Source organism: Herminiimonas sp. KBW02 (assembly GCF_003852535.1).
Lineage (GTDB): Bacteria > Pseudomonadota > Gammaproteobacteria > Burkholderiales > Burkholderiaceae_D > Oxalicibacterium.
The window spans coordinates 64,746-84,060 of the sequence record NZ_QAJP01000007.1 but is presented as its reverse complement, the minus strand read 5'-3'; the positions used below and the strand labels follow the sequence as shown (position 1 = coordinate 84,060).

Annotated in this window: 17 protein-coding genes; 5 read left to right on the top strand and 12 right to left on the bottom strand. The window is 53.7% G+C overall.

What is annotated here, in order from left to right:
• Nucleotides 1–63 precede the first annotated feature (63 nt).
• From DBR37_RS12410 to DBR37_RS12385, 6 genes are all read right to left on the bottom strand, one after another.
• The gene (locus DBR37_RS12410) at nucleotides 64–2,031 is read right to left on the bottom strand and encodes a PhoX family phosphatase (protein WP_124574807.1); all 1,968 of its coding nucleotides are present in this window, start codon (nucleotides 2,029–2,031) and stop codon (nucleotides 64–66) included.
• 8 nt (nucleotides 2,032–2,039) lie between these two features.
• Entirely contained in the window at nucleotides 2,040–2,840 is an 801-nt protein-coding gene (locus DBR37_RS12405; RefSeq protein ID WP_124574806.1) for an energy transducer TonB, read from the bottom strand.
• Nucleotides 2,837–3,280 carry a protein TolR gene (tolR, locus tag DBR37_RS12400; protein ID WP_124574805.1) on the bottom strand — a complete coding sequence of 148 codons (444 nt, stop codon included), beginning with the start codon at nucleotides 3,278–3,280 and terminating at the stop codon, nucleotides 2,837–2,839. Before tolR ends, DBR37_RS12405 begins: the two co-directional genes overlap by 4 nt.
• Before the next feature lie 11 nt (nucleotides 3,281–3,291).
• Nucleotides 3,292–4,005, bottom strand: a complete 714-nt coding sequence (gene tolQ, locus DBR37_RS12395; protein WP_124574804.1) for a protein TolQ — start codon at nucleotides 4,003–4,005, stop codon at nucleotides 3,292–3,294.
• A gap of 82 nt (nucleotides 4,006–4,087) precedes the next feature.
• A complete protein-coding gene (locus tag DBR37_RS12390; protein ID WP_124574803.1) occupies nucleotides 4,088–6,076 on the bottom strand; it encodes a phytase in 1,989 nt (662 codons plus the stop codon).
• A gap of 16 nt (nucleotides 6,077–6,092) precedes the next feature.
• Nucleotides 6,093–8,540 (bottom strand): TonB-dependent receptor, encoded by a 2,448-nt coding sequence (locus DBR37_RS12385; RefSeq protein ID WP_233588365.1) that lies wholly within the window; start codon nucleotides 8,538–8,540, stop codon nucleotides 6,093–6,095.
• A gap of 248 nt (nucleotides 8,541–8,788) precedes the next feature.
• On the opposite strand from DBR37_RS12385, the gene DBR37_RS12380 reads away from it, so the two are divergent.
• From DBR37_RS12380 to DBR37_RS12370, 3 genes are read left to right on the top strand one after another with little or no spacing between them, the layout of a single operon-like run.
• Nucleotides 8,789–8,971: a hypothetical protein gene (locus DBR37_RS12380; RefSeq protein ID WP_124574801.1), complete on the top strand. Its 183-nt coding sequence runs from the start codon at nucleotides 8,789–8,791 to the stop codon at nucleotides 8,969–8,971.
• Nucleotides 8,972–9,006: 35 nt separating this feature from the next.
• A complete protein-coding gene (locus DBR37_RS12375) occupies nucleotides 9,007–9,924 on the top strand; it encodes a GGDEF domain-containing protein (protein ID WP_124574800.1) in 918 nt (305 codons plus the stop codon).
• A 9-nt stretch (nucleotides 9,925–9,933) separates the two neighbouring features.
• The gene (locus DBR37_RS12370; RefSeq protein WP_124574799.1) at nucleotides 9,934–10,968 is read left to right on the top strand and encodes an AraC family transcriptional regulator; all 1,035 of its coding nucleotides are present in this window, start codon (nucleotides 9,934–9,936) and stop codon (nucleotides 10,966–10,968) included.
• Between the two features lie 73 nt (nucleotides 10,969–11,041).
• Here DBR37_RS12370 and DBR37_RS12365 read toward each other — a convergent pair whose 3' ends face one another.
• The 5 genes from DBR37_RS12365 to DBR37_RS12345 form a co-directional block, all read right to left on the bottom strand.
• Complete coding sequence (locus tag DBR37_RS12365) at nucleotides 11,042–11,692, bottom strand: response regulator (RefSeq protein WP_124574798.1); 651 nt, start codon at nucleotides 11,690–11,692, stop codon at nucleotides 11,042–11,044.
• Between the two features lie 23 nt (nucleotides 11,693–11,715).
• On the bottom strand, nucleotides 11,716–12,264 hold the full coding sequence (locus DBR37_RS12360; RefSeq protein WP_124574797.1) for an Hpt domain-containing protein: 549 nt from the start codon (nucleotides 12,262–12,264) through the stop codon (nucleotides 11,716–11,718).
• Between the two features lie 5 nt (nucleotides 12,265–12,269).
• A complete protein-coding gene (locus DBR37_RS12355) occupies nucleotides 12,270–14,909 on the bottom strand; it encodes an ATP-binding protein (protein ID WP_158610249.1) in 2,640 nt (879 codons plus the stop codon).
• A gap of 719 nt (nucleotides 14,910–15,628) precedes the next feature.
• Nucleotides 15,629–16,831 (bottom strand): NO-inducible flavohemoprotein, encoded by a 1,203-nt coding sequence (gene hmpA, locus DBR37_RS12350; protein ID WP_124574795.1) that lies wholly within the window; start codon nucleotides 16,829–16,831, stop codon nucleotides 15,629–15,631.
• An 86-nt stretch (nucleotides 16,832–16,917) separates the two neighbouring features.
• Nucleotides 16,918–17,376, bottom strand: a complete 459-nt coding sequence (locus DBR37_RS12345) for an Rrf2 family transcriptional regulator (protein WP_124574794.1) — start codon at nucleotides 17,374–17,376, stop codon at nucleotides 16,918–16,920.
• Nucleotides 17,377–17,541: 165 nt separating this feature from the next.
• Here DBR37_RS12345 and DBR37_RS12340 point away from each other — a divergent pair, with 165 nt between their 5' ends.
• Nucleotides 17,542–17,802 carry a hypothetical protein gene (locus DBR37_RS12340; protein ID WP_124574793.1) on the top strand — a complete coding sequence of 87 codons (261 nt, stop codon included), beginning with the start codon at nucleotides 17,542–17,544 and terminating at the stop codon, nucleotides 17,800–17,802.
• 55 nt (nucleotides 17,803–17,857) lie between these two features.
• Here the strand turns inward: DBR37_RS12340 and DBR37_RS12335 are convergent, their stop codons facing one another.
• Nucleotides 17,858–18,238: a YkvA family protein gene (locus DBR37_RS12335; protein WP_124574792.1), complete on the bottom strand. Its 381-nt coding sequence runs from the start codon at nucleotides 18,236–18,238 to the stop codon at nucleotides 17,858–17,860.
• 133 nt (nucleotides 18,239–18,371) lie between these two features.
• Here DBR37_RS12335 and DBR37_RS12330 point away from each other — a divergent pair, with 133 nt between their 5' ends.
• Entirely contained in the window at nucleotides 18,372–19,289 is a 918-nt protein-coding gene (locus DBR37_RS12330) for a 5'-nucleotidase (protein ID WP_124574791.1), read from the top strand.
• The last annotated feature ends 26 nt before the right edge of the window (nucleotides 19,290–19,315 follow it).

Sequence of the window (19,315 nt, the reverse complement as noted above, 5' to 3'; positions counted from 1 at the left end):
CCCTGACTCTTTGAAGGAATCCTAACATGAGCAACCTACAACACTGCCTACTCAGCTCCACTCTCACGCAGCCCCAATCACCCCGCCATCATTCCGCGTAATCAACACCGTCGTCGACCGCGGCCGTGTCTTGCCATCACTAGCCGGATAGCTGATACCCGGATGCTGGACATTGATCCACATCGCCCTACCGTCAGGACTCCAGCTCATACCCGTCAACTCACAGCCACGCGGGCCGACCAGGAAGCGCCGAACTTCACCCGTTACCGTATCGGCACACAAGAGTTGATTGCAACCCATGGCCTGCATTTCCTGCGCGTCATCGTCATAGTCGGTCTGTATCCACAGTCGGCCATCCTTATCAAACGCCAGTCCATCCGGTGATGAAAAAATATCGCCGTTGATATTACCGACCAGGTTGGGTGACAACGGCTTGCCGTTCGCATCCTTGCTGTCAGCTCGCTCACCTGCCAGCAAGAAGATAGCCCACTTGAAGTCCACTGCCGCAGGATCATCACCTGCCTCGCGGAAGCGTACGATCTGCCCATGCAAATTCTGTGGCCGTGGATTCGCCGCATCTACCGCCACTTTCTTGCCGCGTTCATTATTATTGGTGAGCGTCACAAACACTTCGCGCGTGACCGGATGCACCGCTGCCCACTCCGGTCTGTCCATCGGCGTGGCACCAACGAAGTCTGCCGCAGTGCGTGCGTTCAGCAAGATGTCTTCCTGGCTGGCAAATCCGTTCTGTACCGTCAGTCCGTTTGCACCATGCACCAATGCCTGCCAGCGTCCGCTGCCATCAGCAGCCAGTTTGGCGACGTACAAGATGCCGCTGTCCAGCAGATTGCGATTGGCCTGCGGATTACGCGCATCGTAACGACCATGCGGAACGAATTTGTAGATGTATTCGCCGCGCGTATCGTCGCCAGAATAAAAAGCCATACGTCCATCATCTGCCAGCGATAAGGTGGCGCACTCGCGGCAGAAGCGGCCGAACGCTGTGCGCTTGACCGGTTTGCTGTGCGGATCGAAGGGATCAATTTCCACCACCCAGCCGAAGCGATGTGGCTCGTTGACGTAACCGCCATGCTCCTTGCCAGCATCCGGCGTTGCATCAAAACGTGGATCGGCGGTTTCCCACTGGTAGTTTTTGCTGGCGCTGGTAGAGATGCCATAGCGCTTGTGCGAGATACGCTGTGCGTAATCCTGTGTGTCGCGATTGACGAAATAGTTGTGCCAGTTTTCTTCGCAGGTCAGGTAAGTGCCCCATGGAGTAAATCCATTTGCGCAGTTATTGATCGTGCCCAGCACTTCAGTACCACTCGGGTCAGCTACGGTTTTCATCGCGGCGTGTCCGGCCAACGGACCGCTGATACGCATGGGCGTCAAAGCTGAAATACGACGATTAAACCTGGATGGAAACACCCGTTGCCATGTGCCGCTCGCATCCTTCTGCACTTCGATCACACTGACGCCGTGTGCTGCCTGTTCCTTGCGCACTTCATGCAATGGTCGCTTGCCATCCCTTTTGCTCATGCCGTTCGGATGCAAGGTCGGATTGACGTACTCATGATTCATCACGAGCAAGCCATGGCTATTCGGATGCTCGGGAAAAGGAAAGAAGTGCATGCCATCGTGATTCTCACCAGCCTGCAGCAACTGTGCACGCCAGTCATCACTGGCGTCGGCCTGCCACGGTGTGGCGGCGCGCTCGACTGCATCGCCCCATGAGAAAAAAGCGCGCGCCGTGTAACCCTCTGCCACCACTACCCTGTCAAATGCCTGCTCCATTTGCGGCGGAACACCGTGGAATCCGATCAGCGGCGCGCTCGTATTCGTAGACGCTGTACTGCATGCACTTAAGCCGCCGCCGAGAAAACCGAAGGCTGCGATACCGATCCCGCCTTTTAACAGGCGTCGACGTCCGCCATCCAGCAGTTGATCTAGCGACGGATTATTTCCAGGATTGATGACGATATCGTCATGCGCTTCCATGCTGTCATGGAAGTCATTGAATGCTTGTTTCATGCGTGGGCTTAGTTGGCGGATGCAGCGGCTTGCTGTTCTATCCGGTATTGAAAGGTGTTCTTCACATTGGGTACGACCACGGCTTTTCCGTCGACGATACGTGGCTCATAGCGGAAGCCTTTGGCCGCTTCCAGTGAAGGACGGATGAAGAGTGGATGACACTCGCCCGCAACCTGTGGCTGCTCCACCCGGCCAGCCGTGTTGACCGTGTAGCTGACGGTGCAGGTACCTTCCAGCCCCTGATCGAGTGCACGTTGCGGATAAGCGGGCGCACGTTTATCTATCGGCAGGTACTGGCGACTGGCGGCCAGCCGTGCAACCTCCTGTCGTGCTCCTTCTGCATGGGCATCGCGCTGGCGTTGTTCTTCCGCCTGACGTGCCTCTGCATCCCTGCGCGCTGCCTGGCGCTGCATTTCCTCGTTACGTTGCTGCTCTGCGTAGTCAGGGACATTCGGTTTAGGGACTATTTCCCGCGGCTTTTCTTCCGGCTTTTTTTCTACCCGTTTGCGTGCCAGTTCTGCTGGTGATTCTGCCGGTACAGGAGTTGGCTGCTTCTGCAGCGGCGGCGCACTGGCAGGCACGACCTTCATCGCGTCCGACGCAGGTGCAGGCAACGCGATCATGGAAACCTTGATGCTGTTCAGCGGCACCAGTTTGCTTTCTTGGGTATGCCAGTTCACCAGCAGCATGGCACCCAGGAATACATGCAAACCCAGCGTCAGACCTATTGCCAGACTGCGGTCAGCACGTATCCGGCCAAAAGCAGGCAGCGAGATGGATGGATGTACGGGCAAGGCCATCGCACTCATTGCGGTGCCTCGGTAATCAGGCCCAGATTGGTCACACCACCGCGCTGCAAGGCAGCGATGCCGGCAATCACAGTGGCGTAATCCGCCGACTTGTCAGCGCGTACCAGTACTTTGGTATCACCATGCTCGGCTATGATGCGGCCGACTTTGCTCGCCATTTCATCTATATCGACCGCACTGTCGCTGCGACTGGTGGTATCAATATCCGTGCCGACGTTCCAGTAATAGTTGCCATTAGCCTGCACCGACAAGGTCAGGATTTTTTGTTTCTCATTGGTGGCGATCGCTTCATTTGCCACCTTCGGCAAATCCAGTTGCACCCCCTGCAGCAGCATAGGCGTTGTCACCATGAAGATCACCAGCAATACCAGCATGACGTCGATATAAGGCACCACATTCATTTCTGCTTTAGGGCCGTATTTGGTTTGCGGTTTGCGCATGTTTATACTCCTCAGGCCGCCAGTGCTTCCACCGGCTTGCGCGCAATGTGCATCAGGCGATGCAGGCGTGTCTGCAGTTCATTGCCAAAGTTGTAGTAACGCGCAGCCAGTGCCGCAGCACGTGCGCTGAAACGGTTGTAGGCGATGACGGCAGGAATCGCGGCGAACAGACCGATAGCGGTAGCTATCAGTGCTTCTGCAATACCCGGCGCTACCGTTGATAAGGTCGCCTGCTGCACCTCGGATAAACCGATGAAGGAATTCATGATGCCCCATACGGTGCCAAAGAGGCCGATGTACGGGCTGACCGAACCGATGGTTGCCAACAGCGACAAACCGTGTTCCAGACGCGCTTCCTGTTCGCCGATGCTGACCAGACTGGCGCGCTCTACACCTTCACGCACGATGTCGCCGGTGATGCCTGGCTCGTTACGGAATTGCAGGTATTCGTGATAACCGGCGACAAAAATGGTTTGCAAACCACCGTGCTCGTGCGCCGATTTTTTGCTGTCGTTATATAAATGATGCAGGTCCGCCGTTGCGCGGAAGCTGGATTGAAACTCAGCCACTTCTGCTTCCTCGCGCTTGAGCGCGACGGAACGCAAGACGATCAGATACCAACTGAGGACAGACGCTGCGACCAGTATGAGCATGACCGCTTGTACCAGCAGGCTGGCGTCGCTGATCAATCCCCATATCGTCATTTTTTCCATTGCATTGTGCATGCTTACTCCTGATTGCCGCTCCACCAGTGAAGGCGGAGCAGCCTATTAAATGACATTCATGTTGCCGCTTGATGACAAACGCTTATTCAAGTCCCAATGCGTCTGCGACGGCAGACCACGGCACGTACTTGTAGTTTTGCTTGCCTTCCGGCATGCGTTTACGCCCGTCCTGCACCACCAGCATGCCCTGCTTCCAGATGCCTCCGAGGTTGGCAGAGACCACTTCCAGTCCGTCTGTTTCCGAGACGCCATCTATTCCAGCCTTGGCATTGAGGCCGATCCGGAATGCACCGCGTACGGCGTACGGCGCCTGGCCGTCAAGCACCACATAGCTGTCGTTGCCCTGACTGGAAATGACCAGATAGGTATGACGTGCACCGCGATAAAAGCCCAGGCCTTCTATGTCGGCATGTGCAACCTCGCCTACACCAATGACCCTGGTCATCGCAGTCGGTGCTTCTGCACGTGCATCCAGTGCCCACACCGCCACATCTTCTTCACCGACAAACAGTTGTTGTCCGTGATCATCGGCGACGCATCCTTCCGGTTGCGTTGCCACCTTGAACTGACGCACCAGGCGGCTTTGCACCTTGCCGTTCAATGAAGTCAGGCGATATTGCATGAAGCTGCCATCTTTACCGTTAGCAATGGCATCGATGTTGCCTTGCGCATCCTTGAACATGCAGATGCCGTAGATATCCTTGAGCCCGGTCGGGTACTGGCCGAGTTCAGATACTTGTCCGCTGCTGCGATCTATCGCAAACACATGCAAACTGTCGTGATCGCGATTGCTGGCTACCGCGAGGTCGATGAGTTTCCCCTTGTGCATGAAGCCGGAACGGACATCGACGTTGTTCAGGCGACCTACGCGCAAGTCCTGCAATTTACGCCCCTTCATGTCGTACACCAGCAAGCCACCCTGTTTGTCAGTACCGAACACACGGCTGCGGGCAGCGTCGGTCGGGTGCACCCAAATCGCCGGATCATCGGCCGCATCGCCCAGGCTAGGCACCAGATCGGTCTGTACCTGTGCCTGCAGTATTGGCAAGCGCTTCACTGCTTGCGGCGCAGCAGGCAACCAGTCAAGCACACCGCGGTGCAAGCCGCGCTCGTCCTGAACCAGTACATCGATCTGTTTGCCGCTGACACGGACACTCAGTTGCTCCGGTTCATCGAAAGAATTCAAGGCAATTGCAGGAAGTGTGCGCCAGGTATTTTTCTTATCGCGGGCATAACGATGCAGCATCGCTTTATCCGCATCCAGCAGCAACACACCACCCGGCACTACCGCCATACCCGCGGCAGAACCGGCGATATCGCCCATAGGCTGACGCAGGCCGACCGGATAGCGCGCCAGCTCTGCTTCCGGATGTGCGTCGTAGGCCCACAGTCCGACCTTTTCTTCGTTCACGTACATCAGGCCTGCTGCATCATCGACCGCGCACGTCGAACTTTCCGGCGGCAAGCTCATGCGACGTATGCGTTGCGGAGTCGCCAGCGGTACTGCCTTGCTGGCGACCAGCCATTGCTCGCCCAGGCCTTCTTCACCAACCAGGAATACAAATGCATTGCTGGCTTCATCCTGATACAGGCATACACCATCAATCTTGAAATCACGGCGCGGTATATATTGCCGTGGCGTCCAGCCCTTTTGATTACTGAGGCGGCTGGTGATCATGGCTTGCTGACGATCCGCATCGACCGCTGCCAGCAACAGTCCATTGCCGTCAGCCCGATGATCGGTACTGCCGAAAGTACCCGTCAATGTGTCCAGCGTTTCGCCCTGTTTATTCAGCAGCAAAATGCCTTTCTTCTTGCTGACCACCAGGCGATCTGCTCCGGGGATGATATTTTGCGGCGCCAGTAACTGCGCCATTTCTGTCTTGAGGCCAGTATCGACCGCGCTCATGCTCAGCGCCAGCGGCGTAACTACCGCCGCCGCAGGCTTGACTGACACGACTGCACTTGAGGTGCTTGCTGCAGCCGATTTGGGTGCATGCTGGCAAGCTGACAGCGTCAGCAGGCAGGCGAGCGCCAGCCCGCCCTTCAGCAAAGGTGTTGAAATATGCATGTATGGTTCTTTCAAATCAGAAGTCGGTCAGCGTCAGCGCGATACGGTAGGTAGGACCGTACTGTTCATACTGCGTATTCAAGCTCTTGCGACCCATGTAGACGTAGTAAGACTCGTCGGTGATGTTTTGCGCCATGAAAGTGAGCTTGACCTTGGGTGTGATGTAGTAAGCGATACTCAGATCGACGAAGGTCTGTGCATCGGCATAGCTGTCACGCGCCGGATTATCGATAGCCGCCACTTCCGCCAGATAGCTGGACTTGTAGTTGGCAGAGATGCGCATGCTGAGCTTTTTATCTTCCCATCCCAGCATCAGATTACCCACGCGACTGGACTGGCTAGGCAAATCGATGGTGCGCGATTGACCCAGGCCGTCGATCACAGCACGCGAACGGCTGAATGTGGCATTGGCGCCGACCAGTACGTTGTTCCAGGGCTTAGGCAGCCAATCCAGTTTTTGCGAATAGGCGAGTTCCACGCCCGACAACTTTGCTTTGTCACCATTGGCGTAGGTAACCGCTTCACGGAAGCTGGCCCAGCGACCGGTACCAGCGAGGTCAGAGCGATAGACAAAGTTGTCGATGTCCTTGTGGAAGGCGAAGGCAGACAGCACACCGGCACGCCCCATATAGTGTTCGATACCGACGTCGATGTTCTTGGACTTGAGCGGATTCAGATTGGGATTACCGAAGCTCGCTTCATCGTTATCAATCAAGAAACCAGGAGACAGTGCTTCAAATGTCGGACGCACCACGGTACTGGTCCATGCACCGCGCAACTTGGTGTTTTGGTTCAGCTGATAACTCGCATGCAAACCCGGCAACCAGTTGTGATAACTCTTGCGGGTATAGCTCGCTTCATAGTTACCGTCATTCAGGCCGGTGCCGCTGGCTGTGAAGCGGGTACCTTCGTAACGCAGGCCGGCAATCAGGCGCAGCTTGTCGATGTCTATGGTGTTCATGACATATGCCGAATTGATGTTTTCAGTCATACGGAAATCGTTGATGCGCGATTTCTCTTCATCGTAGGCCGCATTTTTATCCAGACCGCCGATCAGGTTGCGGATCGCAGGGTCACTGATAGCAGGACCGAACTGGCCTAGCTGATAGTTGACGTTGCCGCCGACATAGCTGCCCATGCCATCCGGAGCGGCGCCGAAGTTGTCATAGTTCCAGACATTCGTATCCGTCTTCTTTTCGCGACGGCTGATCTTGCCGCCAAATTTGACTTCGGAAGCGTAACCCTGGATGTCGTACTGGCGCGCCAGGTTGAGTCTGACGTTTTTCTCGGTGTCGGTCGATTTCTTGGACTCCATCTCCACTTCTTTCAAAGTGTATTGCGAAGGATCATAGAAGCCACCAGATGCCGTTAATACCGGGCGCATGGAATTGACATAACCAACGCCTGAAAAATTTCCATTGCCTTCAAAAACTGCGCCTGCAATGCCAAACGGCTGGTTCTCGGTCGCACGGCTGAAGCCAAACTGACCGTCTACCTTCCACAAACCGATGGTGCGATCACCGCCCAGTGAGTACGACTGTATGGTCTGCGTATCCTTGCGGCTCTTGAGCTCGCGATAGCCTTCTGCATCACCGGTCTCGCCCGGCAGTTGCGCGCTGTCAAATTTCGCACCGGCGGCATTGCGCTGCTCAGTATCAGCAAAGCGGCTGTATAGCGTGCGCAGGTAAAGATTGGTGTTTTCATCCGGCTTGTAGTCGAAGTTCAGACCCAGGCCCAGGCGTTCACGGGTAATTTCATAACGACGCTGCTCGGCTTCTTCCAGTCGTGGTGCGCCCGGATTCGTCAAATCCCATTTGCCGCCGGTTTCAACGTTATCGGATGCAAACTTGCGCTTCTGCCAGCTCAGTGCTGCAGCTACACCAAAGTTCTTAGTGCCGCCGACATCAAAACGATTACTGAATGCGCCAGAGATTTTCGGGCTGTTGTGTCCGGAATTGGTATCGTGACTGCCTTCCGTCGACAGCGTGTAAAACAGACCTTTATGATCAAAAGCAGAAAGGCTGCGTACATTCACGGTACCGCCCAATGAATTCGCGTCCATATCCGGCGTCAGGGTTTTGACTGCAGAGATCGACTGGATCAGTTCGCTCGGCAATACGTCGAGCGCCACTGCGCGGCGGCTGCTTTCCGGCGACGGCACCAGCGTGCCATTGATGGTGACGCTATTCAGGTCTGGTGCGATGCCGCGTATGCTGACGAAGCGACCTTCTCCCTGATCACGCTCCACGGACACACCCGGAATACGTTGCAACGCTTCTGCGGCGTTATCATCCGGCAACTGACCGATTGCATCTGCATGTACCACGCTTTCAATGCTGTCCGAATTACGTTGTTCTCTCAATGCCTTGTCGATACGCGCCGCCTGCCCCACGACATCGACATACTCAACCGCGCCGTCCTGTGCGAACGACATGGTTGAAAAACTGGTGATTGCCAATGCCATCAGACTTAATTTGAAACCTGCTCTGAAAGCTATTGTTGATTCCCTGCATGCATACATGTGCCACTCCCCTTGATCGGCTATCTTGCATTTCGTCCCACACGGGACACCGGGCCGAATCTTGACTGCACTTCATGACAGTTAGATGACACGCATGCCGCGAACATGGCTAAAACAGCGTTACGAGGCTGGTTTCAGGGTGAAAGTGAGCTGATTTGACTGTCACGGATTACATCCGCAAACAAACTCATATGGCCACTATGCAAATGATGCAGGATGAAAAATACGCCCACGGCCAGAGGGGGCAGGCGCTGCCGCAACTGATCGCAGTTTCCGCAACGCAAATAAATATGAATAAAAAAAGAAATCTGCGCTGCGCTGATTTGACCCACACAAAACTTCGTTGTCACAGAACTGCAATGTTTGACGTTTAGCATGAGCGCATTCAATACGAACCAGCGCTTACTTCATGCTCTCCAGACCCATTACCAACAATCGCACCCTGACACTCACAGGCCTGGCCATATGCGCCGCTGCAGGTTTATATCTTTACCTGATGGCGGGAGACGTGAAGCCCTGGGCGCTTATAGACTGGATGGACGTATGCGCCGAAGGCGGCACTGCCTTGTTTGCATTGTTATGGCTGGCGCTGCTCCTGACCAGTCGCCCGTCAGGTCGCGTCACGCATTTGCTTGCCGTCGGCTTGTGCTGCTTTATTTTTTCGTGGTGGATGGATGTACTGGATGAATTTATCGTCATTCCTCCCACCGTGCACTGGGACAACCTCCTGGAAAACCTTCCTATCCCTATCGGCCTGGTCATCCTGAGCATAGGCATCTATCAGTGGCATCGTGAAGAACTGGCGATACGGCGACAGATGACCAAACGCGAACGCGTGTTTCGGGATGAGCGCCTGTTTGACAAACTTACGCCTCTCGGCGGCGCCGCTTATCTGCGCGAACAAGTTAAAATGGCGCTGGCGGAATCGAGCAACAGCACGCGTCCGCTGTCGCTGGTCGCGATCGATATCAATGATTTTCATCTGATCAATCGTCGCTTTGGCCCGCTCGAAGGTGACAAGGTATTGCAGGCTGTCACGCAGCTGTTGTTGTTGAATTTGCGCGATCAGGATTTACTCTGCCGCCTGGCCGGCGATCGCTTTATCGCGATCCTGCCTGACACATCGCTGGCATCGGCCAGACAGATCGCCGAAGAATTGCGGGCTGCAGTCGCCAGCCTCGCGTATAAAACCGCATCCGCAGGCGAACGCATCTGGCTGAACGCAAGCACAGGATGCACACTGGCAGACAATGAAGACTCAGAGACATTGATCAAACGCGTCAATATAGATCTGACGCACGCACGCCAACCCGCCGGTATTGCCTGAGAACGTTCCGTGGCTATCAAGGGCGAATGGTACGAGTGCGACACCAGCTTCATCGCTGCGCACCATCAACCGGCAATCCTGCTGGATCTGGGTATTTCACGCGAGGTGGACAGTCATCTCCTGTTGCGCGGAACGCAATTATTCGTGGACGACATCCTGACCGGAAAGAAACGCATATCGCCATTGCAGTTCCGCACCCTCATTGCCAACACGCAAAAACATCTGGCTGCGGATGACACCAGCTTTCTTTATGGCGAACGCCTGTTGCCTGGCTACTATGGTGATGTCAGCCAGGTACTGCATCAATCAGAAAACCTGGGAAAGGCTATCCAGCACCTGTGTGACTCACATGCACTGCTATCGCCGTTGCTGACTCCGCGCATGATCCAAAGTAATACACATCTGCATATCTACTGGCTGGATAGTTGCGGCGCGGGCGATACACTGACCTTCCTGGTCGAAGCCAGCATGATGGCAGTCTCGTCGATGACGCACTGGTTATCCGGCGAACGCATGCCATGGCGCTTCAGCTGCACGTATGCACAGCCGTCTTACATAGAGCAATACTGGGTGCATATGAATGAAGAAGTTTCATTCGATCAGCAACTCAATATGATGAGCCTGCCGCTTTCCTGCCTGGATCGCCCCTGGCCCGGCGCCTCCGCCATCGCCCTGCGCGCTGCACAGGTAGGCAGCCAGCTACAGATGGATACACTGGACGCACGAGAGAGCTTCCTCAGCATGCTGTACAACCATCTGCGTCAACATATTCGTCAACCACTCAATCTGGATAGCGTAGCTGAGGCATTTGGTATGAGCCCGGCATCATTCAAACGCAAGCTGCAAAAGCACGATACCCACTTTCAGGAACAACTCGACCTGGCACGCATGCACGTTGCACTCTACCTGTACGAAGTCAGAGGCTACAACAATCAGGATGTAGCGCACTACCTGCGCTTCAATGACCTCAACAACTTCCGCCGTTCATTCAAGCGCTGGACCGGCGTCACGCCGGGTGAGATGCTCGCAGCCGGGTATCGTTAGATCCAGGCAGAGAAATATAGCGCCTGAAAACGACAGCATCATTCATGTTCACGGAACAGATGCTCGTCGACAATCACTGGAACAATCCCGTTTCCAGACAAAACGCAATCAACTCCTGATCCGTCTTCACGTTCAGCTTATGCATGGCGGCGATTTTTTGTCCGCTGACAGTCTTGATGCTGCGGTTCAGATGTAACGCTACCTGCATAATAGGCTTGCCCTGAATGAAGTAGCGCAAGACTTCAAACTCCTTCGGCGAGAGGCTGTTAATCCGCTCACCAACGAATTTCGTGCGTTCGTTAGCCTTGCTGTCCTTCTGAAAACTGGGTGGAAAGTACTTACGTCCGAGACGCAGTATATGCAGGGCCGCGATGAACTCCGCCGGATCGTCGCTTTTCCTGACCACTGCATACACTCCTGCATCGTATAGCGCAGAGATGATCATGGGATTGGACATCATCGTCACAATCAATATCTTCGTTTGTGGAAAATGTCGTATCAGATATTTGATCAGGCGTATGCCGTCACCATAAATATCGTCACCCGGCATCGAATAGTCGGTAATGAGTATATCGGTCAGGTTCTCCCGTGCCAGTGCAATCAGTGCACTGGAACTGGATACGGCGCCGGCGAGCTCAAAACTGGCATCCTTCTCCACCAGGTCACGCAAGCCCATCAGAATCAATGGATGATCATCCGCAATAATGACGCTTTGTTTTCTCATAAAGTAATCACCTACTATAGTTATCAAATAGTTTGTTGCCACCGAATCACACGCATCAAATCACGCGCCAGTTCGGCAATCTGCCTTTCCAGATCATCGTCAAGGCCACGCAATCTCCCCTCTTTCCCCAACAGCTCACATCGTTCAGCGAGCTCAGTCAAACCAACCGCCGCCAACGCACCGTGCATACGGTGCAACATACTCATTACCGCCCTCACACGCGCCTCATCGAGTGCCTGATTCAGAATGCCCAGGTCTTCTTCCATGGTCTGTACAAAGACCTCGCGATATTTGGCTGGTATCTGCACCATGTCTTGCGTCCGGCCGCCATCGTCATCGATATCGTTCCCCACGTCCTGCGCCGCATTTCGCTCGTGCGCATCCCTTTTACGCATGTAAAAAATGACATAAACGAGTCCTGCCAACAGTACTAACAAGATGACGATGCCAAGAAGCAGCCACAACTTGTTATCGACGAAATACTCATACGAAATCAATTGAGCTGCAGTGTGTCTGCTGCTTTCATTGATCGCATTGAGCGTCAGGCTTTGGTCAGAATGGGTCGTCACCATATTCCTCAATGTATGCTCTGCAGCCCGTCCTCCAGGGCCGCGATAGATAGAGGTTTGGTCAGGACCATATTCATGCCTGCGGCTCGACAGCGTTGCTCATCCTCAGGGATTGCGTTGGCAGTAATGCCAAAGATGGGTTTCTGATATCCCTGCTTGCGCAGACGGGCGGTAAGCTCATAGCCATCCACCAGCGGCATATTCACATCCGTCAGAATGATGTCGAACTCCATCACGTCCGGCCTGTCGAGCGCTTCGCGTCCGTTCCCGGAAAACTCAACCTTGCAGCCCAGATAAGTCAGTTGTTCTTTCAGGATCATTCGATTAATCGGGTTATCTTCCACCGTCAGGATGCTCAGGTTCAGCGCGGTGGTCCGCGCTTTGATTTTTACCGGCTCTGCCGCGTCGTGATAACGCTGTGCCCTGCCGATGGCCTTTGCAATAGAACGCACGCTGTAGGATTGAACCTGCAGAGACTTGCTTTTGGTTTCATCATCCAGCGATGAGGCCGACAATCTCGCTACGATGCGTGGGCCTTTCCATGCGGCATCCATTAGTTTTTTAAGCGAAACGATATCCAGCAGGATCGACTGTCCGTCGTCCTGTTGCTGCTTCTGGTCATAGCAATGGGCACTGGCACCCCATAAGGCAAGCCAGTCACATATGTTTTGCGACAAGGAGCCGTATTCGGAGTGCGCATAAACTTTCACGCCCGAGAGCACCGGATTGTCTTGTGTTACCGCGTCTTTATTAACGGGCAGAGATATAGTCAAAGAAAAAATACTCCCTGCGCCAGGTTCGCTCGTGGCATTCATGGTTCCGTCCATCATTTGCGCGAATCGCCTGCAAATAGATAAACCCAGGCCCGTACCGTTTTTCAGCAATGCATCGCGCTCAACCTGATAGAAAGGCTCGAATATATGAACCAGATCTGTCGGTTCTATACCTTGCCCTGTGTCTTCTACGTGTACGGACAGCGTCACCATTTCCTTCGTGGCGCTCAACAACTCCGACCTGACAACAACTTGCCCCGTCTCCGTAAACTTGATGGCATTGTTCATCAGGTTGTTGAGTATCTGCTTGATGCGTATTACGTCGCCGGTCAGCGCATCAGGAATACGAGGATCGGGAAGGCTGTATATATCCAGAGCCTTGCGTTCGGCACGCGCAGCATAAGTAGCCACTACTTCTTCTATCAGCGCCAACGGTGAGAATGGCGCCATATCCAGCTTCACCTGACCCGCTTCTATGCTCGAGATATCGAGCGTATCGCTCACGACATTCAGCAAAATAGATGATGACTGCTGCATCGCCTGCAGATACATCCTTTGCTGATTCGTGACTGCGGTCAGGGAAAACAACTCCAGCGCGCCCAGCATCCCATACAAAGGTGTACGCAGTTCATGGCTCATGGTCGTAAGAAAAACTGTCTTGGCCGTATTTGCCTCGTCAGCAGTGATCTTCGCCTGCAACAATGAAGTTTCGATACGTTTATGCGCAGTGATATCGATGAAGGCACATAACAAAACCTCCTCGCCCCGGTAACGCGTAGGCGCGATCGTCAGATAGACCTTGCGCCCGCCACGCAAAGTCATTTCCCTGTCCTTATCAGTGTAAGGATTGGTCAGCACCCTGGCCTGCCAGGCGCCCTCGCCCGCAAACCAGCTACGTGTCAGTTCATTCGCCAGTGCCACGCTGCCATTCGCACGCCGCAGCACGCATAAGGCAACCGGTGCAGTTTCTATCATGGTCTGGCTAAATGAAGCCATGTCCAGTAAGGCATCGTATTGCTTGATGGCAGGAATAATCAGGCGATCACGGATGTGGCGCATGCCGAAGAATACTGCCGCGATGAGTAAGGCGCACAGCCCCAGCGCAAGCTGAATTGCCAATCTTCCGTCATAGAGTAAGTGACCTATCGGTATGTAATAAACCAGGTTCCAGCCAGCTTCTCCGACTCTCTTGTTGAGTGCCATGTAGTCAGGCCAGAAATCATTCCCATACAAACCAAATGCATCTTCCTTAAAGTTTTGTCTCAAACGTCCCGGCATTTCTGATTCGGGCACACTTTGCAGTACCGTGTTCTCATTCTGATCCAGCAAGACATAACTGCTGCCATGAATACTCGAAAAATCTATGCCGGTATCTATACTGTGCAACTCGAGGCCCAGCCAGCCGGCTGCGGGCTGGCTGGGATCAAGCAGACTGAATATATAAAGGCTGTCACGCATCTTGCCGGAGACATCCAGCCAGATCATCTTCTGCGACAACTGCTCGTCACTTGCATGCTCTACCTTCGTTAACTCCCGCGCAATCACTTCTGCTTGCCGTGGACTGACAATTGCAGACACACTTTCGACAGGCCATATGGATGTGGCCTTCTTGCGCTGCTTTGGCAGGAAATGAATCAAACGGGTATGTGCCGAACTGATCGCATCCAGGTCACGCTCAGTAAGAAACAAGGTCCAGCTATTTGCCGGGCTTTCCGCAGGCAATGGGATCGCAGTCAAACCGCTACGCCGCACATCTTTGTAGCTATGCGGAGCAGACAGGGATGCAGACTGGCGGATGGCAGAATTTCTGAGTGAGCGCAAAAGTTCTTCGCGTTGATCGAAGTAGATTTGCGCGCTGTATGCGGCGGCATTCATCTGCCGCCTGTGGACAGATACCAGCTTACTGAAGTGCCAGTAAAGAAAGAGTACCGTACCGGCAACGATGCAAAGCAATAACGCCAACGCCAAGAATTTCAGGAGCATCGCTGGTGCACCCGGCGCCAACGATGGATCAAAACTACTCCTTTTTTCGCCCTTATTTATCATTGAGATTAGTCTAGGGAGAATGAACTATACGTGTACCAAGATTAGTCTCGATCGGATACTTCGCGCTAGCTCACAGAGAATCATCGTTCCATTATTTATTTAATCGTTATATCTTTTACATTTCCTTTGCTATATACAGATGCCAATCAGATATCACCAACATAAAACTGCAAACAATCTTCACACACCGCCTACCCAAGGCATTTGTTGATGACACATATCTATGCGCAGCGCGTACATGTGCACACTCACTACCGTGATACAGCGCCGGTATTTTTTAAATCAAGGAGAAGCTGTATCAACAATCTCTTGCAAAGACATTGCAAGAGTGGCGATCGCAGAAGGAAGGAAAATTTGAGGTGTAGCGGTATGCGACGTAAGCGCTGGCCTGAGGTATGCAACAAGTCATGCAAATGAATTTTGCCAGCCGTTTCGGATTTGCCATAGTCATAAAACGACAAAGCCAGCGGGGCTAGCGCTGGCTTTGTCTATCGTGAGCACCATCCGGCACGCTGGAGCGCGCACTGGATGACGTCAGATAACTGTCATCAGATCAAGTGATCCAGCATATCCGGACCAAACACTTCACGATGCAGGTTCTTTACCGGCACGCCGGATGCCACCAGATCTGCCCATTGCGTTTGCATGAACGGTAAAGGACCGCACATATAAACTTTAGTCGTGGCGACATCCCACTGCGGCAGTTTTTTCAGTTGCATACGACCCGGCAAGGCATGCGCGCTGCTTTCTGCCGCATCATCTTCCTCATAAAAAGTCACGCTTTGCAGATTCGGCATCAGCGCTGCAGCCTTGGCGATATCTGCACGATGCGGGTGATGACTTGCGTTGCGCGCAGCATGTGCAAAAATCACGCGTCGTTGCGGAGCGACGTAAGCAATACGATTCAACGCCGAGATCATAGGCGTGATACCAACACCCGCCGACAACAGGACGATAGGTTCCTGGCTATCGGTGTCTGGTGTGAAGTCGCCGAAAGGCTTACTCACGGACAGCACGCTGCCTGCCTGCACATTGTCATGCAACCAGTTGGAAACCATGCCGGCTGGTGTTTCCTGGCCCGCGACTTCGCGCTTGACCGAAATACGCAAGTGACGATAATCCGGCGCATCCGACAAACTGTATTGACGCAATTGACGCAAGCCATTCGGTAAGTGCACGGCAACGCTGACATACTGGCCAGGGCGGAACGAAGGCGAAGTGCTGCCATCCTTGGGGACCAGAGTGAACGATTTAACCTGTTCGCTTTCCTGTTCGACCGCAATGACATTCATCTCAAACAAATCGCCTGGGCTCACACCAGCAGCAGCATAGAGACGACTCTCTTCATCGATCAGGGCCTGCGCCAGAATACCGTAGGCTTCCGCCCACGCGGCAATGAGCTCCGGCGTTGCTGCATCGCCCAGTACCTGCTTGATCGCTCCGAGCAAGTGCTCGCCGACGATCGGGTAATGTGCTGCAGTAACGCCCAGCGAGACATGCTTGTGTACGATGCGCGAGATTACAGGTGCCAACGCGGAAGGATTGTCGATATTCGCGGCATACGCAAATACGGCAGAAGCCAGCGATTGTTGTTGCGCACCGCTGGCCTGGTTGCCTGCATTAAAAATATTGTGCAGCTGCGGATGAGAGATAAACAAGTTCTTGTAGAAGGCCTTGGTGATGGCCAGACCATGTTCACGCAAGACCGGAACACTGGCGTCGATATAAGGGCGGGATGCAGCAGACAACATAAACACTCCTATGATGCATTTAAAATGCAACTTTAAACTTATTAAAAAGGGCCCGTTCCAGGCCCGACCAAAGCAACTATTTCAACTTATACGACAGCAGCACGATCCATCAGGAAATTGCGATGCATCCTGACAATGTGTTCACCCGTGTTACCGGTAACGATATCAGCCAGCGTGTATTCATCCATTGCGTTGTAGAAAGCATCTACACCCAACTTCAACGCATTGCGCAAACGGCAATCACCAGAAAGACGGCAACCTATACCTTCGCAATCAATCGCTTCATCGTCGCCTTCCAGCACACGCAGCACACTACCGATATGCAAGGTATCCGGACTGGCCGCAAGGCTGATGCCACCATTACGTCCGCGTACTGCATCGATCCAGCCGATTCTTGCCAACATACCAACAACTTTGACCAGATGGTTATGCGGTACATCAAACTGTGACGCGACCTCTGCCACGGTAACCGACGGGCTACGCGATTCCCGTGCCAAATACATCAGCACTCGCAATCCTATATCCGAAAACCGGGTTAATTTCATCAGCTATCGCTCTCCAGTGAACATCATTCTATTTAATATGCATATTTAACGCAACATATTTGATTTCCAACCCAGCATTCCTTGCGGCAGCGCAGCAGCGAAAAGCGCTCAACAGCAAATATACGGATGCTAGAATGCAGACACATCTGTCATTAGGGAAACATCATGTTGCTAGGCTTTATTGGGCTCTTCATCGTGTACGCGTTATCGCACTACTGGATCACCATAGAAAAGCGCGATTTCTTCGCGACCGTCCTGGTCATCGCCCTGCCCTTCGTCGGCGTCTACTACCTGGGCTGGATGGCACTATTGTACTGTCTTCTGGCAGCCTACCTCGGCACCAAAGCCGGCCTGAAGAAACTGCATCGTACCCGTACCCTGCGCGTTTCGTTTTACGAAGACGGCGAAGACAAACCACAACAATAACTTCCTCAGTGAGAACGGCACTTGTCGTTCTCACTTCATTCCCGCACCTGGCTGCTTACTGCATCAGCCAGCGCCAGCATAAATAAGCTAGCAAACACCATACCAGGATGATCAGTGCGCCGCCTATGTAGCTCCTGGGCCTGCGCGCGTATTTGCTAATCCATTCCTCTGCCTGCACCCGACATTGCTGTACTACTTGTGGAGGTAGCAGACGCAGTGCCAGCCAGATCAAGCCAGGCACCAGCAAGACATCGTCCAGGTAGCCGAGCACGGGAATGAAATCAGGGATCAGGTCTATCGGACTCAGCGCATAGGCTACCGCGATCACACACACCGCTTTCGCCATGAACGGCGTATCCGGATGTTTACGGGCGAACCATAAAACGATGATATCGCTCTTGATGCGTCGCGCCCATTTCCTGATCGTTGCAAACATTGCGCTCTCTGGTGAAGGTTCGGCAGGTGTAGAGCGCCGGAATGTTTATAATGATCCCGACTTAAACCCGCAAAGTAATGCGGCAATTATGCCCTTTGCACATCATTCCTGATACCCGGAAGAAAAGCCCTACATGCCTGTTTCACTTGATCGCCTGCTGGTCGTCGGAATTTCATCACGTGCCCTATTCGACCTCGAGGTTGAGGAAGCCATCTTTCGCACCCAGGGCCTGGAAGCCTATCGCCAGCACCAGCTCGACAATGAGGGAGAAATCCTCAAGCTGGGCGCCGGCTTTGCCCTGGTGCGCGCATTGCTGAAACTCAATGCGCTGGCACCGGATCAACGCTTCGTCGAAGTCGTCATTATGTCGCGCAACTCGACCGAGACTTCGATGCGCATCTTCAACTCGATCAAGCACTACGATCTCGACATCACACGGGCAGTGCTGTCCGGTGGCGCATCACTCGCACCTTATCTGCATGCCTTCAACGTCAGCCTGTTCCTGTCGCTGCATGAAGACGATGTACAGGCGGCGATAGATTCCGGGACTGCTGCGGCCCTGCTGTATCAGAAACCGGCGAATGCCTACGAAGAACTGGATCAGATCCGTATCGCCTTCGACGGCGATGCCGTCATCTTCTCCGACGAGTCGGAACGTATTTACCAGACCCAGGGCATAGAGGCTTTTGAAAACCACGAGCGCGAAAACGCATTGAAGCCTTTACCGGAAGGCCCGTTTGCCCGTCTGCTCAAAGCGCTGTCCTTCATCCAGAACAGCTTCAAGAACTCGGCGGCACACAAAGCGCCAATACGCACCGCTTTGGTGACTGCACGCTCATCACCAGCGCATGAACGCGTCATCCGCACCTTGCGCGCATGGGACGTCACCATCGATGAAACCTTCTTCATGGGTGGTGTTTCCAAATCGGATGTATTGGCCGCATTCAAACCGCATATGTTCTTTGATGATCAGCCGGGACATTGCGATCGGGCTTCGCCGTTGGTGCAGACGGGGCGTGTGCCTTTGAAGGCTGAGGTTAAGGATAGTTAATTATTGTCTGGTCTGATTTGGATTGC

Coding starts and splice junctions, on each gene's coding strand:
- DBR37_RS12380 (WP_124574801.1), top strand. CDS start 8,789: ATGGCCACTATGCAAATGATGCAGGATGAAAAATACGCCCACGGCCAG.
- DBR37_RS12405 (WP_124574806.1), bottom strand. CDS start 2,840: ATGAGTGCGATGGCCTTGCCCGTACATCCATCCATCTCGCTGCCTGCT.
- DBR37_RS12355 (WP_158610249.1), bottom strand. CDS start 14,909: ATGAATGCCGCCGCATACAGCGCGCAAATCTACTTCGATCAACGCGAA.
- DBR37_RS12410 (WP_124574807.1), bottom strand. CDS start 2,031: ATGAAACAAGCATTCAATGACTTCCATGACAGCATGGAAGCGCATGAC.
- DBR37_RS12365 (WP_124574798.1), bottom strand. CDS start 11,692: ATGAGAAAACAAAGCGTCATTATTGCGGATGATCATCCATTGATTCTG.
- DBR37_RS12390 (WP_124574803.1), bottom strand. CDS start 6,076: ATGCATATTTCAACACCTTTGCTGAAGGGCGGGCTGGCGCTCGCCTGC.
- DBR37_RS12340 (WP_124574793.1), top strand. CDS start 17,542: ATGTTGCTAGGCTTTATTGGGCTCTTCATCGTGTACGCGTTATCGCAC.
- DBR37_RS12335 (WP_124574792.1), bottom strand. CDS start 18,238: ATGTTTGCAACGATCAGGAAATGGGCGCGACGCATCAAGAGCGATATC.
- hmpA (WP_124574795.1), bottom strand. CDS start 16,831: ATGTTGTCTGCTGCATCCCGCCCTTATATCGACGCCAGTGTTCCGGTC.
- DBR37_RS12375 (WP_124574800.1), top strand. CDS start 9,007: ATGCTCTCCAGACCCATTACCAACAATCGCACCCTGACACTCACAGGC.
- tolR (WP_124574805.1), bottom strand. CDS start 3,280: ATGCGCAAACCGCAAACCAAATACGGCCCTAAAGCAGAAATGAATGTG.
- tolQ (WP_124574804.1), bottom strand. CDS start 4,005: ATGCACAATGCAATGGAAAAAATGACGATATGGGGATTGATCAGCGAC.
- DBR37_RS12385 (WP_233588365.1), bottom strand. CDS start 8,540: ATGGCATTGGCAATCACCAGTTTTTCAACCATGTCGTTCGCACAGGAC.
- DBR37_RS12360 (WP_124574797.1), bottom strand. CDS start 12,264: ATGGTGACGACCCATTCTGACCAAAGCCTGACGCTCAATGCGATCAAT.
- DBR37_RS12330 (WP_124574791.1), top strand. CDS start 18,372: ATGCCTGTTTCACTTGATCGCCTGCTGGTCGTCGGAATTTCATCACGT.
- DBR37_RS12345 (WP_124574794.1), bottom strand. CDS start 17,376: ATGAAATTAACCCGGTTTTCGGATATAGGATTGCGAGTGCTGATGTAT.